18 protein-coding genes are annotated in these 15,748 nt (G+C 58.8%); 8 read left to right on the top strand and 10 right to left on the bottom strand.

Annotated features, from left to right (window positions below; translation table 11 throughout):
• Nucleotides 1-27 precede the first annotated feature (27 nt).
• The 4 genes from ACVDG8_RS29755 to ACVDG8_RS29740 form a co-directional block, all read right to left on the bottom strand.
• A complete protein-coding gene (locus ACVDG8_RS29755) occupies nt 28-399 on the bottom strand; it encodes a hypothetical protein (protein WP_447251636.1) in 372 nt (123 codons plus the stop codon).
• Nucleotides 400-1,314: 915 nt separating this feature from the next.
• Entirely contained in the window at nt 1,315-1,659 is a 345-nt protein-coding gene (locus ACVDG8_RS29750; protein ID WP_447251635.1) for a hypothetical protein, read from the bottom strand.
• 332 nt (nt 1,660-1,991) lie between these two features.
• Nucleotides 1,992-2,285, bottom strand: coding sequence for a hypothetical protein (locus ACVDG8_RS29745; RefSeq protein ID WP_447251634.1), 294 nt, complete (start codon nt 2,283-2,285; stop codon nt 1,992-1,994).
• A gap of 251 nt (nt 2,286-2,536) precedes the next feature.
• The gene (locus tag ACVDG8_RS29740; RefSeq protein WP_447251633.1) at nt 2,537-3,331 is read right to left on the bottom strand and encodes a class I SAM-dependent methyltransferase; all 795 of its coding nucleotides are present in this window, start codon (nt 3,329-3,331) and stop codon (nt 2,537-2,539) included.
• A gap of 974 nt (nt 3,332-4,305) precedes the next feature.
• On the opposite strand from ACVDG8_RS29740, the gene ACVDG8_RS29735 reads away from it, so the two are divergent.
• The 6 genes from ACVDG8_RS29735 (at nt 4,306) to ACVDG8_RS29710 (ending at nt 8,847) form a co-directional block, all read left to right on the top strand.
• Nucleotides 4,306-4,509 carry a CsbD family protein gene (locus ACVDG8_RS29735; RefSeq protein ID WP_027162011.1) on the top strand — a complete coding sequence of 68 codons (204 nt, stop codon included), beginning with the start codon at nt 4,306-4,308 and terminating at the stop codon, nt 4,507-4,509.
• A 653-nt stretch (nt 4,510-5,162) separates the two neighbouring features.
• Nucleotides 5,163-5,702, top strand: coding sequence for an inorganic diphosphatase (locus tag ACVDG8_RS29730; RefSeq protein ID WP_447251632.1), 540 nt, complete (start codon nt 5,163-5,165; stop codon nt 5,700-5,702).
• A gap of 418 nt (nt 5,703-6,120) precedes the next feature.
• Nucleotides 6,121-6,297: a hypothetical protein gene (locus ACVDG8_RS29725; protein WP_447251631.1), complete on the top strand. Its 177-nt coding sequence runs from the start codon at nt 6,121-6,123 to the stop codon at nt 6,295-6,297.
• 238 nt (nt 6,298-6,535) lie between these two features.
• Nucleotides 6,536-7,846: an NRAMP family divalent metal transporter gene (locus ACVDG8_RS29720; RefSeq protein ID WP_447251630.1), complete on the top strand. Its 1,311-nt coding sequence runs from the start codon at nt 6,536-6,538 to the stop codon at nt 7,844-7,846.
• 157 nt (nt 7,847-8,003) lie between these two features.
• Nucleotides 8,004-8,516: a YciE/YciF ferroxidase family protein gene (locus ACVDG8_RS29715; protein ID WP_447251629.1), complete on the top strand. Its 513-nt coding sequence runs from the start codon at nt 8,004-8,006 to the stop codon at nt 8,514-8,516.
• A gap of 121 nt (nt 8,517-8,637) precedes the next feature.
• Nucleotides 8,638-8,847: a hypothetical protein gene (locus ACVDG8_RS29710; RefSeq protein WP_447251628.1), complete on the top strand. Its 210-nt coding sequence runs from the start codon at nt 8,638-8,640 to the stop codon at nt 8,845-8,847.
• Nucleotide 8,848: 1 nt separating this feature from the next.
• On the opposite strand, the gene ACVDG8_RS29705 is transcribed toward ACVDG8_RS29710, so the two are convergent.
• The 3 genes from ACVDG8_RS29705 to ACVDG8_RS29695 form a co-directional block, all read right to left on the bottom strand.
• Nucleotides 8,849-9,892 (bottom strand): YihY/virulence factor BrkB family protein, encoded by a 1,044-nt coding sequence (locus tag ACVDG8_RS29705; RefSeq protein ID WP_447251627.1) that lies wholly within the window; start codon nt 9,890-9,892, stop codon nt 8,849-8,851.
• An 11-nt stretch (nt 9,893-9,903) separates the two neighbouring features.
• Entirely contained in the window at nt 9,904-11,007 is a 1,104-nt protein-coding gene (locus ACVDG8_RS29700; protein ID WP_447251626.1) for a flavodoxin family protein, read from the bottom strand.
• 313 nt (nt 11,008-11,320) lie between these two features.
• On the bottom strand, nt 11,321-11,626 hold the full coding sequence (locus ACVDG8_RS29695) for a hypothetical protein (protein ID WP_447251625.1): 306 nt from the start codon (nt 11,624-11,626) through the stop codon (nt 11,321-11,323).
• A 130-nt stretch (nt 11,627-11,756) separates the two neighbouring features.
• On the opposite strand from ACVDG8_RS29695, the gene ACVDG8_RS29690 reads away from it, so the two are divergent.
• Complete coding sequence (locus ACVDG8_RS29690; protein WP_455707339.1) at nt 11,757-11,900, top strand: DUF6894 family protein; 144 nt, start codon at nt 11,757-11,759, stop codon at nt 11,898-11,900.
• Nucleotides 11,901-11,942: 42 nt separating this feature from the next.
• Nucleotides 11,943-12,233 (top strand): alpha/beta fold hydrolase, encoded by a 291-nt coding sequence (locus tag ACVDG8_RS29685; protein WP_447251624.1) that lies wholly within the window; start codon nt 11,943-11,945, stop codon nt 12,231-12,233.
• A gap of 1,718 nt (nt 12,234-13,951) precedes the next feature.
• On the opposite strand, the gene ACVDG8_RS29680 is transcribed toward ACVDG8_RS29685, so the two are convergent.
• From ACVDG8_RS29680 to ACVDG8_RS29670, 3 genes are all read right to left on the bottom strand, one after another.
• Nucleotides 13,952-14,353: an ArsR/SmtB family transcription factor gene (locus tag ACVDG8_RS29680; protein WP_447251623.1), complete on the bottom strand. Its 402-nt coding sequence runs from the start codon at nt 14,351-14,353 to the stop codon at nt 13,952-13,954.
• A 181-nt stretch (nt 14,354-14,534) separates the two neighbouring features.
• A complete protein-coding gene (locus ACVDG8_RS29675) occupies nt 14,535-14,777 on the bottom strand; it encodes a hypothetical protein (RefSeq protein ID WP_447251622.1) in 243 nt (80 codons plus the stop codon).
• 90 nt (nt 14,778-14,867) lie between these two features.
• The gene (locus ACVDG8_RS29670; protein ID WP_447251621.1) at nt 14,868-15,620 is read right to left on the bottom strand and encodes a Ku protein; all 753 of its coding nucleotides are present in this window, start codon (nt 15,618-15,620) and stop codon (nt 14,868-14,870) included.
• Between the last annotated feature and the right edge of the window lie 128 nt (nt 15,621-15,748).

The raw sequence follows: 15,748 nt of genomic DNA, 5'->3' as shown, positions 1-15,748 counted from the left end.
CCTAACCGAGCATGTGCTATTCCACAGCTATCTAAGCAGTCGATGCACTTGACCGTTGAATTGGACGCCAAGTCCTTGGCTTCGAAACTTGTGAATGATTGATCTCATTTCCCGCCAGCGCCGCTTCTCGGCCTGGCGCCCGTGGAACCACAGGCTTCCAGCACCAACAAGACAACATACGCCAACACCGAATATGAAGAGAGGGTCACCCTGTTCTCCGCCACCAAAGAATATCGCGGAGACGACAAATACACCACTTGCAAGCAAGCCGGTCAGTGCCATGGTGCCGTGCCTTGAAGATTGATCGTTTTGGCCACAGAGAAAGCGATAGCGTTCCGCAAGGCGCGCTTCGTCTTCGCTCAGATTCACGACACTGTCTCCCTTGGCTTCATGCAACATATTGGTCGATCCAGTATTTCTTAGATACGGGATATCGGAGACAAATGTTTCATTCGAGCGAGGGATAAATCCAGATTTTTAGCACCTGAATGATGCCACCATCTCGATTCGGCGATGTGATTGCAACAAAGCTGACGTGCTGACGATGATCACGATCCGATCGAACGGCCAATTCGACACCACCGTCTGTGACGTGACATCAACGGGACACGGATGGTGCTAAAGATGAACGAAGACGATGGTCGCACCATCGGCGCTGCCACCGACCTGGCGCGATGTCGCCAAGGCCGTCGGCGCACGACCGGCCTAAATCAACCGTATGGCGACCGCCTTCGAGCACGATGATCTCAAGAGGGCTTGGCACTCTGGACGAAGGCCTGATGATTTTCGGCCACTCGAGGGCGGCATCCGTCCAGGGGCGTCCACGACCGAGGTTAGAACCCGCCCATTTGCACGTCGTAGCCGCCGATTACCGCACCGGTTTCTGGAAGGTCTTTCGAAGCCGCGAGTCATGAGCTACGTGTGACGAGTGCCATCAACGTGAAGGAGCAAATTGACGAATAACGCCAAAACCATTTCTTACAAAAATCGACGACATATCGAACAACGCTTAGTTCAAACTCGAGGAATTAAGCACAAGGCATTGATATGTAATAATTTGGTAGGCCCGGAGGGCGTCTTACAGGCATTGATTTCGTTACGTTTTTCGTGGGCTAAAATCAGAAAGCTTCCCGTATCGTTTCGCAGGCTCCCGTGACGCAAGACAGTCGACTGTAGCCAACCTCGTTTTCGAAGGTTCGGAGCCATGCTGGCAGAACGGCCGCATTGGGGCCGAAAGCGCTCCGTCAGCTTACAGGATGATGTGTTTAGAAGCTGCCGTTCCGCTGTCTGACCTAAAGCAGACACTCAACTCAATTAACCAGTGTAATCATCATCCAGCAGTGCCTGGCGTTCTCGCGAGAAAGACCAGACATTTGCCTCGTCTGCTTCGAGTACCCAGATACTGTCGAAATCATCATCGGGCCATGATTGCGGAGCGATCCCTGTGTCACCGACAAGTGCAGCTGTCAGAGCAGGAATAGACTCGTGTTGCCAGCTAACCAACACCGGTGATTGGGCTGTGCGGATGGCATCCGCCGCTAACTGCTCTTGGCCCTTTGAATGACTGACATCCGGTTCAACGCCAAGGCGCCTTGCCAGTGGAGTGATTGTCTGGCTGGGCCGCTTGCTCCGAGTGCCGGAATCATCTCTTTTGATCATGCCCGACGCAACAATTGATGCAGGTCTGCCCAGAGGTAGAGGCGGCTCGTAAAAAAATCGGCAAAGGCCTCCCGCGCGATGCCAGCCGCGCACCGTCAGTGGTGCGGGATCACTTTCGCCCTGTTCGGTGACCCCGAGGTCCGGACCGCCTGGGATCGGCTTTCGGCATGACGAATGATCATTACGAACTTGTTTGGCATCGTTTCGCCTACCCTACGCTAGCGTTGGATCAAGTCTACCGGTGTCACTGGATCGCTCTCGATACAAGCTCGTTTCTACTGTTGTAGACCCGGCATAGCGGCATCGGTTTGCCGGACCAAGATTTCCTGCGTCTAACGGAGCGGGATGCCAAGATAACGCTCCCGACTTTTCACCTCGGCCTCGCTTAAATACCCCATTCGGAGGCAGTTCGCGACTTCATACGAGTGGCTCGGCAGGATGGAAGACGTGGCGTTCAAGTCATCGAGGCACCCTTGCCGCAGCGCTTTGTCCACCAGCTGCTGCGACGTCGCTTCCTTTCCTTGCTGGTGTGATCGATGTTCGCCGAGGACACAGTACCCAACCCCGCCGGCAATGGCTGCGAAGGCACCGGCGACCAGCAGTCCCAATCGCGCGTTATTGGGCATTGGCCCTCCGCGGAGCAGCGCAGCTTTTCAGCGTACCCGGCTTGGTCGGGATGTCCATGCCGGTCAAACCTCCGGCTGCTGCTTGGCCCTCGGTCAGAACTGTTTGGCACCGGTCGGTGTTGGCGATGGGATCCGCGCGCTCTTGGGCCCAGTAGTGGCGGCAATCGCTGTCGTCATTGTGGTTGGCATCGGCCACGCAGGTGGTGCTTCGAGGATGGTCAGTTGGCGCGCCGTACACCCTGCGCACCACGTCACCGCTTGCACAGTCGCGCCACCAGGCCGCGAAAGCCGAAGGGCAACCAAATCATTTGAACATCGATTTGATCCGACGCAAATGCGCTTTTGCCGAGGAAATCCTCAAGTCCTTTTAGATCAAACGTTTGTCGGGTTTCGGGGCCAACGAATTGCAACCTCTTCATTGAAGAGCAATCTGTCGCGTAGATCGACATTGTTCCGCCTGGACGCAGAACCCTGTGGGCTTCCGCCAAGGCGGTTCCGGTCGGCGAGCAGAAGTAGATCACGTTGACGGCCAGAACCTTGTCCATTGAGGCGCTTTCCACTGGCAGCCGCTCGAAGGTGCCCTGGATCAGTTTCAGCTTTCCGTCTTGAATTGCGGCTTGATTTCGAATCTGGGCTTGACGAACCATCGTCGGCGACCGATCCACCCCTGTAATCGTACCGCTGGGCGCAAGTCTGGCCATTTTCTTGAGCGCCCAACCCGGCCCAAATCCTATTTCAAGGACGTCATCCCGCTCGCCGATGTCCAACAGTTCGATGGCTCGCCTGTTGGGCAGGTGATTTATCAGGCCCATGATTGCCCCGGTCGCACGCCCGCACATGCCCTCCGGCATGGAAAACTGTTGCGCAATAAAGTTGTGCAGGCCAATGGTGCCTATGCCATCGAGTGTCTCGACGACCGATGCACGTGGTGGTGCCGCTTGCCAGCCAGCCGCGCCTTGGAACGCGAAGCCATCGTTTCCGCCGCATCTGTCAATCTGTGGAACCAACGGTATTGCAAGCGGCTCCTGGGCTTTTTCATCCAACATTCATTGTTGCTTTTTAATTGCGGGCGATGCCCAGAACGCAGTTCGATGCGGCAGTGTGCGAAACGTATCCGGCGCCATGGCGGCAGCGGCCATCGTTGCAGCCGCAGACACACTCACAGGGCTACGATCGCCCAACGACGGTGTAGGTCGTCTCTATGGTCGGAGCAATACGGGACCGATCAGCCGAGCCTTTTCGAGTGGAGGGATAAACGACATCGCCGCAACAGCGGTGATGACGATGAACCCTCCGCATCGCGACAGGAAGCACGAGCGCCAAAAAGCAAACGATGGCAACGATCAGTACCGCGACGGCTGCAAAGGCCGCGCCTAGAACCAGCGCGTATGCAATCCAGAAGGTTCAGCAATCCTGTTCATTGAGATAACTCCATTCTCCTCGAAGCAATGAGCCATTCATCTTTCCCGCGCATTTCCGCTGGAATACATATTCGTAAGATGCCGTAGTGGCGGGCGCATTGGAAAAGGGGTATCGACCTCGCCAATCGAGGCGCAAAAAAGATCAGGAAAGATGCGCGTCATCCAGGCAACGGAGAAAGTGTCGAGGCTGAGGGTGCGCGCGTGAGGCGCAAGCATCCGATTGACAGTCTCGAATTCCTCGTCGGTGCTTGACTAATTCACGCGCCCCCTCCAGTACCGTCGTCAACAATGAACTGCCGGTATCTGGCGTCGGGCCCTGACGCGTCGCAAATGTTCGATGTAGGGTCGGCCGGTCTTCTGTCCGCGACGGACTTCTTCAGCGATTCTGGCTGCGTCGCGGAGCACAATCTTCCGGCCTTGTCACAAGGAAAGCCCCCGGAGAGGGACGGCCGAGGCGGGCCTGCTCGGGTCTGAACCCGGGTCCGGTCGGCGATCGGCATGACGCCGGAGTTCGGGCCGCATGTCAGGCAAAAGCTTTTCGACAGGAACCTCCGACAGCCGTTGCCGTTAGCCTTTAGGTCCAACAGGAGGTCCGACAAATGGATTGGAACCGCGTCGAAGGCAATTGGAAGCAGGTGAAGGGCAAGGTCAAGGAACAGTGGGGCAAGCTGACAGACGATGATCTCGACCGCATCGCGGGAAAGCGCGATCAACTCGAAGGAAAGATTCAGGAACGCTACGGCCTTGAGAAGGACCGCGTGCGCCGCGACGTCGACGATTGGTACAGCATGCAGGGCTGGTAGCAGCCGGCTCCAGCGAAGAAGGGGTTAGCCAGCGCCCTTCTTCGCGTGAGGCCGGTCAGGGATGCGCAGGGCGGCCGCCTGTCTCCGCCTCGATCTCCTCGATCACGATTGGGCGCTGGAACAAGTCCGAACGCACCCTATTTCGCAGTAGGCAGGACCGCGTAAAAATGGCCCCACGATCGAACTCCCAACGAAGGTCTCGCCAGGTTGCTGAGCCGCCAGTTTTCCGACGGTGATGAGGCGGCATTTACGCGCGGCATGAATGGCTCGTAGGAGCAATCGTCATCTTCCTGCCATACTTGGCTTCCTAGGCATCCGGTGACGCCAAAATTGAGTGACGACTGTTGTGGCCCCGCCTTTGCCACGGCGGGGTCAAAATTAGCGGACTTTTTATCGAACATGTTTTCAACGAATCGCTGCAGCAGGTAGCTGTTCGACTCGACCTATCTCAGCGTGACGTGCGAGCCGCGCTAGGTTTAGCGCCGGCCACTTCGTTGCTGGTCTAACGGTAGGTTCGAACCAGCTAAAATTCAGACTGAGACGCTACCTTTCGGATTGCGCGATTCACCGGTCGTCCCCTTCGCCATGGAACATTCAGGTCATCGCGAAGTTCACTTTGCGCAATGATAACCTGGTCCGGCTTCCGGTTTGCAATGGCTAATTACCTGACGCTTCCTGCAACCTCTCGTAACCTGTTCCGTGTGGTCGTTGAAACGCCGCGGGGTTCGGCCGCGAAGCTCGCCTATGACCCGGGGACGGGCGTGTTCGAATATTCCCGCCCCCTTCCCGTAGGCAACACCTATCCCTACGACTGGGGCTTCGTGCCATCGACGCTGGGAGACGATGGCGATCCGCTGGACGGGCTTGTCATCCACCAGGCCGCCGCCGCCCCGGGCGTCGTCATCAAATGCGACCTCTTGGGCGCGCTCAGGATAAAGCAACGTGATCCGGACGGTTCGAAGGTTCGCAACGACAGATATATTTTCTGCCCTCACAAGGAAGACGCGCCAGATGAATCCGTGGCGTCGGCCGACGTGCCCGAGGATCTCCGCCGCGAAATAGAGCAATTCTTCCTTTCTTCTGTGTTGGGCACCGGCAAGAAAATCAAGCTGAAGGGCTGGCAGAACGCTGCCCAGGCAAGAGCCTCACTGGCGAAGGGAATGAAATCCTTCAAGCGAAAATTCGCCCGCTGAACGCCCGATGTCTGTCTTAGGCCCGATCCCCGCAAACGCCGTGCATATCTGTGTCGATATGCAGCGCATGTTCATGCCTCCCGGTCCGTGGGCGGTCGGGTGGTTTCCACAAAGCCTGCTAAAGATTATACAGCTTCCGCAGAGCAGGCCGCCGCCGACGATATTCACGCGCTTCATTCCGGCGATGCGCCCAAGAGACGGTCACGGCCAGTGGCGCAAACTACTACGAACTCTGGGCGGAAATGACGCTCCAGAATGAAGGTGCGGACACATTATCGAACTGGCGCCCGAGTTGAAGAGCTTTGTCCCGCCGGCGCGACAATTCGATAAGCCGGTTTACTCGCCGGTTCGACGGAACCTTAGGTCGCGCACTCGCAACGGAATAGGAACCGTAATCGTCAGTGGGGGAGGCCGATATGTGCGTTCTGCGCTGCTCGGAGCCATCGATTTCGGGTTCCGTACGGTGCTGACCGAAGATGCGATCTGCAGCACGTCGGACGAAGCTTATGACGGCATCGTGAGACTGTTCACCGAAAGATATTCGCATCACGTGGAGGTCGCACCGGCAGACGAAATCCTGGACTTCTGGGTTTAGCTGGCTCGAACTCGGGCCGGCTGACATAAACAAATGTGGATGAGGGGTGCCATTCCCGTGAAGGTGATGGTTACCGTGGAACCGATCTCCTTTTTCTCCATTATCCCATGCGCTCATTAGCAATATCTCATTTAATGCGAGACAACCGTCCCCATACTGTCGTCCAACTCGCGCCGATTGTCGCTCACGCCTCGACAGCCGTGGCTTTCGCCAGTGAGCGGATAGGGAACAGTGGGCAATGACCGAAGTCGGTTCGCAGATGGAGCGGGAACAAAGCAACACGCTGGCAAAGGGCCCTTTCCAACGATTCCTTCGCACGATTGGGCCGGGCTTTATTACCGGCGCTTCCGACGACGACCCGTCCGGCATCGGAACTTACAGCCAGGCGGGTGCCCAACTCGGTTTGAATATCGGCTGGGTCATGCTGTTCACCTTCCCGCTGATGGCGGCGGTTCAGGAGATCGCCGCTCGCACCGGCCGCACCACGGGCAAGGGAATCTCCGGCAATCTCAGCCGGCACTATCCGGCCCCGCTGCTTTATCTTGTCGTGATGTTTCTGTTCGTCGCCAACGTGATCAACATCGGCGCCGATCTCAGCGCAATGGCGGATGCGTTGAAACTGCTCATTGGCGGGCCGCGCCCGCTCTATGTCATCGCGTTCGCAATCATCTGTATCGGCGCGATCGTCTTCCTCGACTACACCCATTACGTGAGAGTGCTCAAATGGACCACTTTGAGCCTGTTTGCCTACGTCATTGCCATGTTCGCGGCAAATGTGCCCTGGGCCGATGCGGCGAAAGGACTGTTCATTCCCCACATTGAATGGAGCGGCGCCTTCTTCACCACGCTGCTCGCAATCCTTGGCACGACCATCTCGCCCTATCTTTTCTTCTGGCAGGCCTCGCAGGAGGTTGAAGAGGAGGAGCTCAAGCCAACCGCCAAGCCGCTGCGCTGGGCTCCTTGGCAAGCTGCCGGGGCTTTCCAGCGCATACGCGCCGACACACTGGTTGGAATGGCCTTTTCGAACTTGATCGCTCTGGCGATCATCCTCACCACGGCCGCGACGCTTCAAAAGGCGGGTGTGACGAAGATCGCTTCGTCCACCGACGCGGCAAAGGCACTGGAACCCGTGGCCGGAAAGTTCGCCTTCATCATCTTCTCGGCGGGGATCATCGGCACCGGACTTCTGGCAGTGCCGGTGCTGGCGGGCTCGGCGGCTTTCGCCGTCGGCGAAGCGATGCGCTGGCCGGTCGGGCTGCAGCGAAAACCGAAGCAGGCAGCGGCATTTTACTCGACACTTGCCGGTGCAGCCGCCCTGGGGACCGGCATCACACTTACCCCGATCGACCCGATCGAGGCGCTTTACTGGAGCGCCGTGATCAACGGCATCTGCGCGGTCCCAGTCATGACCGTCATGATGCTGATGGCTTCGCGCAAGGACATCATGGGGGAATTTCCGGTCCAAGGCTGGCTGCGCAGCCTCGGCTGGCTATCGACATTGGTAATGGCGGCCTCGTCGCTCGGCCTCGCCGCACAGTGTTTTTGGTAAAAGGACCGCGCCGTCGCCTTAGCGCCGGGGCGGTGCCCTTTTCATTGCCCAGTCAATAGCAATTGAGTGTTTCCGGCTGGCCGTCGCAAAAATTCTTTCCGGAACAAGTAGCGGCTATCTCTGTTGGTGCTGATCCATCCATTCAGGAGATGCAATTATGGCGACGACGAAAGCGGCCTCGAACAAGAGCCTCAACGACCTCTTTCATGACACGTTGAAAGACATTTACTTCGTGGAAAAGAAGATACTCGCCACCTTGCCCAAGATGGCCAAGGCGGCACAGGACGATGCGCTGAAGATGGCATTCGAGAAACATCGCGAACAGACCGAGGAACATGTGGCGCGCCTCGAAGAGGTGTTCGAGGTGATCGACAAGAAGCCGGTCGGCAAGACCTGCGATGCCATCATGGGCATCACCAAGGAAGGCGCCGAGATCATGGACGAGTATAAGGGATCGCCGTCGCTCGATGCCGGCCTGCTGGCTGCCGCCCAGGCGGTCGAGCATTACGAGATCTCGCGCTACGGCACGCTCCGTACCTGGGCGCAGGAGCTTGGCCTCACCGAGGCCGTCACCTTGCTCGACAAGACCCTGGTCGAGGAGAAGGAAACCGACGCCGCGCTGACCGAGCTTGCCGAATCCGCAGTCAATGTCGCAGCGGAAGCAGCCTAGAAACTTCGACCCTGGCGCTGACCAACCGGGAAGGCAGGCCTCGCAAGTCTTGCCTTCCCGAGCCCATCGGCCATGGAACTTCAGCGCGAGCCGACAGTTCAATGTTCGAAAAGGGCTACCGATGACGAGAGCATCGCTCCATCTGCTCAAAGGCATAGGCTATCTGATCTCCACCGGCAGCGTGATGCTGCTCGCCATCGTCAGTTGGTCGAGCGCATCGCAGAACCCGTTGCTGACTGCCTGTCTGCTCAGTGGCGCCGCGACCTCTGTGACAGGCATGTTCTGCCGCTGGCTATCCTACGAAATCGAAAAGCGCCGCGAGGAGCGGTAAGTTAGTCTCGCAGCGAACGAGGTCTTGTATCACGCGGCGGGTCGGCTCCTCTTTGTTTCCTTCCGGTTTGCGACATCAGCACGGTGAGGAGGCTGGACAGGACAATCCATACCGCGACTTCCGTGCCCGAGGCTCCGCGCACCGGCAATGCGGCGGCGGTCGCTTCATCCGGGTCGGCGGCCACCGCCTGCGCGAGATCGCGCCGGCTGCCGCGCCGCACCGAATATGCGCGCGTGATCTCGGCGCCGAAGAGGAAAATCTGCGCCGAATAATAGATCCAGACCAGCACCACCATCAGCGCACCCGCCGCGCCGTAGGAGGTGGCGATGGCGCTGGTGCCGATATACCAGCCGATCAGCGACTTGCCGATGGTGAAGAGCAGCGCCGTGACCACCGCGCCGATGCCGACGTCGCGCCATTTGAGCGTACGGTCCGGCAGGATCTTGTAGATCGCGGCAAAGAGCAGCGCGATCAGCACGAAGGAAACGACCGTGTTGATGGAGCTCACGATCAGTTCCCCGAAGGGCAGGCTGCGGTTGATGACTTCACCGAGCGCGGCGATGGCCGTGCTCGCCGCGAGCGACACGAGCAGCAGGAAGCCGAGCGCCGCTACGAGACCGAGGCTCGCCGCCCTCGCCCGCACCAGGCGCGACAGTGAAACCCCATTGGGCTTCACCTTCCAGATTTCGTTGAGCGACTGCTGCATCTCACCGAAGACTCCGGAGGCGGTAACGAAAAGCGTCACCAGTCCGATGAGCGTGGCAAGCGTGCTTGACCAGCGATGCGCGGCGCTCTCGATCGTTGCCTTCAGCAGGTCAGCACTTTGCGGCCCCATCATGCCGGATATCTCGGCCGAGAGCGCGATCTGGGCAGCATCATTGCCGATGACGAAACCGGCGATCGCCACCACGATGAGAAGGATCGGCGCGAGCGACGTCGTGGCATAGAACGCGATCGCCGCGCCGTGGCTTAACGCATTGTCGCCGACGTAGCCGCTGACGCTTTCCCGCAAGAGCACCCAGCCTTCGCGAACCCAGTCCAGCATCGTCGCCTCACCTATTTCGGACGCGGATCCTCAAGCCCGGCGCCGATGGCTGGGAACTCCCTTGCCCGGCGCTTGGCCACTGCATCCGCCAAGGCCAGCGCGGCGTTCTTCACTTCGGCCTGGATATCGCTGTCGGCGTCGAGTTCGTCATGGCTGGTGGCATAGGGCTTCCAATAGCCGATGTAGCGGTCGAGCTCGCCGGCCTCGCCGACCGGATCGAGCTTCATTGAGCGTAGCCAATCGGCAAGGGCGTGCCGCACATTTGCCGCGCCTTCCGTGTCGCCATGGACGACGACCGAGAACAGCCGGCCGGCGAGATGGCGCGGGTAGTCCCAGCCGGCGAGCTCGGCCTTTTTGGCAAGGGCAGCGTCCTTGCCCTGCGTCAGCGAAGGGTCGGGATTGCCGCCGTCGGCGCAGACCAGGCGGTCCATCATCAGCTTGATCGGCGACGACGTCTGATACCAGTTGACGGGCGTGACGATCATCACGCCATGCGCTTCGACCCAGAGCGGGTAGATGTCATTCATCCAGTCCTGCACCTGGCTGAGCGAGTGGTTGGGAAAGCAGGAGCACGGCCAGTGGCAGAGCGCCGCCGCGGTCGAGAAGCAAGCCTTGCAGGGATAGATCCTGCGGCCATATTCAGAGGCGAGCCGCGAGAGGTCGAGCACCTCGACCGAAAAGCCGGGCTTTTGCCCGATGGCGCGGCGCGCCAGCTCGACCAGGCGGAAGCTCTTCGACATCTCGCCCGGGCAAGTATGCTCGCTGCGCGAAGAGCCGTTGATGATCAGGATGCGCGAGGGTGCGGCCTTGTCTTCGTGGCGGCGCTGCGCCGCGTCGACCGCTTCATGGGCGGCGATCCATTCGACCGAAAGATCGTAGCCGGGATCGTGGAAACCTTGCCCAGCCCTCCGGGTCACCGGGCTCTTGCGTTCCTCGCTATAGGCCTGCCATGCGATTTCGGCCAACCTGCCGATGGCATCCGCTTCCGGCTCGAAAGCCGGATCGTAGAACAGCTTGCGGTAGCGCTGCTTGAACTCGCTCTCGCCGAGCCGCGGGCTCGGCATGCCCTTGCGCGGCTCGATATTGGCTTTGGTAGATTGCGTCTGCTCTGCCATTTGCTTTGCCCCACGCCGAATACGGAGCGGGCCGGGTGAGACAGAGCTCGACTGCCTTTTTCGTCGGCCAGGGTGGGATGCCGGAGAAATCAGCGCTATTCTCGTTGCCACTAGGTCCGACTGACGCGGCCCGCTGAGCACAACCCGGTGCCGGCGCGATGGTTCCTCTCGTGAACGGGCCTCTACTTTGCCCGCAAACGCGGCCTGACCCGCGACGAGGCATTGCAAATGGTACGCGAGGCCCAGATCTTGCCGGCCGTCCAGGCGGCCGAAGGCGCGCAAGCACTAACCCTTATCGTCGAAGATGCGGGCCTCATTGACCGGTCTGCGGCGGCACCTCACCTGGCATGTCGCTGCTGGCCGGCGGTGGGGTCTTCGCGTTCTGGTCGCCGGTCGGAGGCGGCTTCAGCACGCCACCGCAATTGCCGAGCTGCTTCGACAATTCGTCCGTTTCGGCCTGCTGCTTCTGTTTTTGCTGCTGGTCGTTGGCCGCGGGCTTGGCCTGACAGTTCTGCGTCTGCTGATCCTCGGGCTGCTGGGCGGCCTGGGCCGCAGCCGGCAGCGCCGGAATCAGCGTGAGGGCTGCGATGAGAAGCGATAGGCAGCCTCTCGGCCGCATTGCCTAGCCGGCGTGCCGCCGCGACGCCGATTCCCGTCAGGGTGATCCGCGCTCTACTTCGACCTGCACGACGCCGATAACAGCCAGGAGGACACGGAGGCCAGCTTTTGCCAACCGCGACCGCGCCGGAATGGAGGCGTTGCGCATTCTGCATGACGTCGCTCGCGACGAGATGCCGGGCGGCAGGCATCTGTCAATCACGGTGAAGGTACTTGACGAAAAGCGAGACCAGATTATCGAAGCGTCGCTGACATCGAATTCTGCCTGGAGTTGAGGCGGCCTGAGCTGTCCGCTCCAGCCACCTGAGAGGCAAGTAATGTTCGAGGAGTTCGAAAGCCGCGAGATCGATACCGGCGAAGCAAGGATCTTCGTCCGCCGCGCCGGCAACGGGCCCGGCCTCGAGACGCATCTGATATGGCGCGACTTGGCGCCCAGCCCGGCGCGGCATTTCACCGTCGTCTGCGCCGATTTGCGCGGCTCAGCGCTCGAATTACCTTTGACCTGGGGCCATGATGCTGGTTGCTTGCTGCGCGTTCTCCGGGGTTTTTCAAAAACTGTCGGGTCTAGCAGGCAGAGCCGACGAAGCGGTTTCAAACCGATTCGGTAATCGCACTTTCAATCGGCTTAGCAAATCCGACCATGTCCGCTATGCCCCGAAAAGACGGCCGTGCATCGTCCCTCTCTTTGGCTCAATCGGCGAAAATGACAGCCCTGCCCAATGCGCCCGCCACCACGGCATCTTACGAATGTATGCCAACGGAAATGCGCCGGAAACAAAGATGGATCATTGCTTCGGAGAGAAACGGAGCCATCTCAATGAGCACAGTCGCTTAGACGTTCCGGATTGCATCCGCGCTGTCTCTAGATGTGGCCCTTGCGGTCGTCGCGGTGCCGATCGTTGCTATCGTCTGCTTTTTGGCGCTTACGCTTCCCGTGGCAATGCGGAGGGCCATCGGCACCGCTATTGCGGCGATCGCCTGACGATGGATGGGCAGCTAGGTTCGCAGCCGCCGTCGCCGAGCATGCCGATCGTGACCTCAATATTTCGTCACCGGCTGACGGAAAGTCGTCATCGGATAGCGGGGGGCAGGACGCTCTCGCGGTGTCGTCGATGGAAACGCTCTGCAAAGAAAAGTGGCCATTATCGCAGGAGTCACAATTGCTGCGTTTTTCCTCCGACAGATCCGCGATCGCGCCGTTCCGCAGACCATTACTTTAGTTATCTGACATATGGGCGGACCTAACAGCCCGCTTGGCCGGTGCTCCTCAGGCAATTCCACTCCAACGGAAAGCAAGGGCGCCGGCCGCCCTGGTAAAGAAAAACCCGCCGACCGAAGCCAGCGGGTCGCGTCTCTTCCTGAACTCTGCCACCCGCCAGAGCAACATCAGGACCCCAACGCTGAGATGCAGTCTATTGGCGATTGCTCGTATGCGCTGTAGCGCTTTGGCAACATCGCTAGAAATATTTAGAGAAGATGCATATTCGGCGATATTCCGAGGCCGAAGGCGGCGGGCGTTATGTGCTCTCAGAATATTAGCGTTAACTGATTGTACACCATGCTGTCTCAGTCTGGCACGGCGCGACCCTTGTCCAATGGCCGCGCAGGCGGCTTCGACCTTCAGGCAACAACCCCAACCCCGGTCGGAGCCGCCACCTTCGTACCAGAAATAGCTGAATTAATGCCTACTGAAATCCTGGCGGATGTAGCCCTAATTGTTACCGGAGTTCGATCCGCCTCGAATGCTGATATGTTTCTCGAAAATCGAAGATTTGAGGCTGTATGTCATCCGAACATGTGCCGAACACCCACCACATTTGAAGGTCTTTGCGCTCTTAACCCAAGACCCCCTTCTTCGCGTTTCTCGCCCGCAGCCCGGACAATTGAAAATCATGACGTCGCCTAAAAAATCAGATGAAAGTGACATTGCAGCGTGCCCCGGTCGAACTCAATTTTGCACACGTGTTCCGTGCCTATTATGACGGAACGCAAAAAGTGTATCCCAAGCTACAACCGCCAGCATAGGCGTTGCGATTTCCAGGGTGTGCAGAACGTTCCGATAGGACGAGAGCGGTGCACGGGCTATGGATGCGTGACGTCACCAAACGGCGGCGCCCCACATGAAGTTTCGATCCTGAGGCTCACCGCAACGCTGTTTGTAGTCTCCAAATCAGTCGACAGGCTGCCTTCGCGGTGATGCGTCGCCTCGAAGATAATTGCGAAGACGCTGTCGAACTCCTCGTTGATTTCGCGGGCCCCGATGCCTTCGCGTTCGGAAGGAGCACAGCCATCTATTTGTCAACGAAGTCGATGCCGCGGGCGCTCATCAAACACAAGCCGGCGAATGATCGTCTGTTCCACTTGGGATCATTTCAGTTGCGGCGAGGCGATCGACAAAACGGACGACCCGTTTGGCTTCTCGCGATTTGCAGGAATAGTACCGCCTACCGCGATCGACTCGGCTTTCGACGATGTCGAGTTCAAGTAACTTGCTTATATGTTGCGACAAAGTGCTCGGGCTGCATCCAATCTGAGAAAGTAGATCTGCCACAGTCCTTTCGTTGTCCAACAAATGGACGACAATCAATAACCGTATGCTAAAACCTAGGCCAGAGAGTAACTCAGCTGCCAAACTCCGTTTGTCGCGGGAAGGATCCTTATCAAGTGCTCGACGGAGTGCTGGATCAGCACCAATTTCCGCGAGCCGTTGTCGGACATATGAACTCATAGCTCTAGCTTACCAATCCAGGGCGAAATGAAACTGGTGAACCGGACCGATCTAGTCAAGCGAATGCTAAAGCCCCCGGCCGGAGCCGAGGGCAAAGGGGTTCGGCTTCGCCTGCCAAGGCTAAGCTCCGATACACTACTCCCTCCACCCGCGGTACGCTCTCACAAATGTTATGCTGCGTCTAATGTTCGGCCCGAGGAGGCCTGACAGCGCGCTCGTCAAGCTCGCCTTTCAGCTGGTTGCCCACCAGCTTCTGCTCATCGCCAAGAGGCAAGCCGTCGAAGCCCTGAAGACATGCGTCGGCGTGTTTGGCCCAATAGTCCGGCACGGAACGTTCCTTGCCGTCCTTGCGCGCATGCTGGCCATACATCCAAGCATAGGTAACGCGCTCCTGGTCCTTCTTGGCGACGCCATTTAAGCACATCCCCGATGATGGAAGATGATCACGCCGTCTTGCGTTCGGGTTTGCCAGCCTTGGCGTCTCTCTTGATGCCTTCCTGCGCCAGGCTCTTTTTCAACACGGAAGCAAGATCAACCACGTTCTCGTTGGACGAGACGCCGGCTTCGGGGGTTTCTTACCCTTCCGCTTTGCATCGATCATGGCGATCAGCGCATCCTCGTAGGTGTCGACGAACTTCGACGGGTCGAACTTCGTGACCTTCTTGTCGATCAGCAGGCTGGCGATTCCAGCAATTCGGGATCGTATTTGGGACCCCTGAGATCGTCGAAGACGCCCTTCTCGGACGTCATCTCGTTGTGGGTCCGCAATTCGGTGAGCAGCATGCGCTTGCCGAAAGGCTGGATGACAACCTCGCGCCCGCGCTGATAGCGCACTACACAGGATCTGGCGGCTACGCGCTTCTTTTTCATGGCTTCCCGCAACACGGAGAATGCCTGCCGCGGCTCCATCGGCGGGGATCACGTAATAAGGTTTCTCCAGATAGCGAGTCTCGATGTCGTCTATGGCGACGAACTCGCCGACCTCCAGCGTGTGCTGCGACGTAAGTTTGAGCTTCTTGATCTCGTCGCGCTCGATCTCGATGAATTCGCCCTTCTCAACCTCAAAGCCTTTCGTCTGGTCTTCCGAGGCCACCGCGTCACCGGTTTCCTCGTCGAGATAAGCCGTTTTGACGGGCAGGCCGTCCTTCCGGTTGAGGATCTTGAAATGGATTTTTGACGACTCGCTCGTTGCGCCGACGAGCTTGACCCCACAGGTGACAAAGCCGACTGTCAAGAAGCCTTTCCAGACCGCGCGCGGAGCCACCATATTCCATCCTCCTCCAGAGATGCGGATCAACACATGGCGGCCTCACGGGTTCCAGAAGCCGTCAGCCTTCCTCGCCGCAAATCCTGCAGCGAGGCATGACGCAAATCCTCCTCGCCGCGCAGATGGCG

This window comes from Mesorhizobium sp. ORM8.1 (assembly GCF_053005525.2).
The sequence above is the reverse complement of the archived record's forward strand: the minus strand, read 5'-3'. Positions and strand labels throughout refer to the sequence as shown.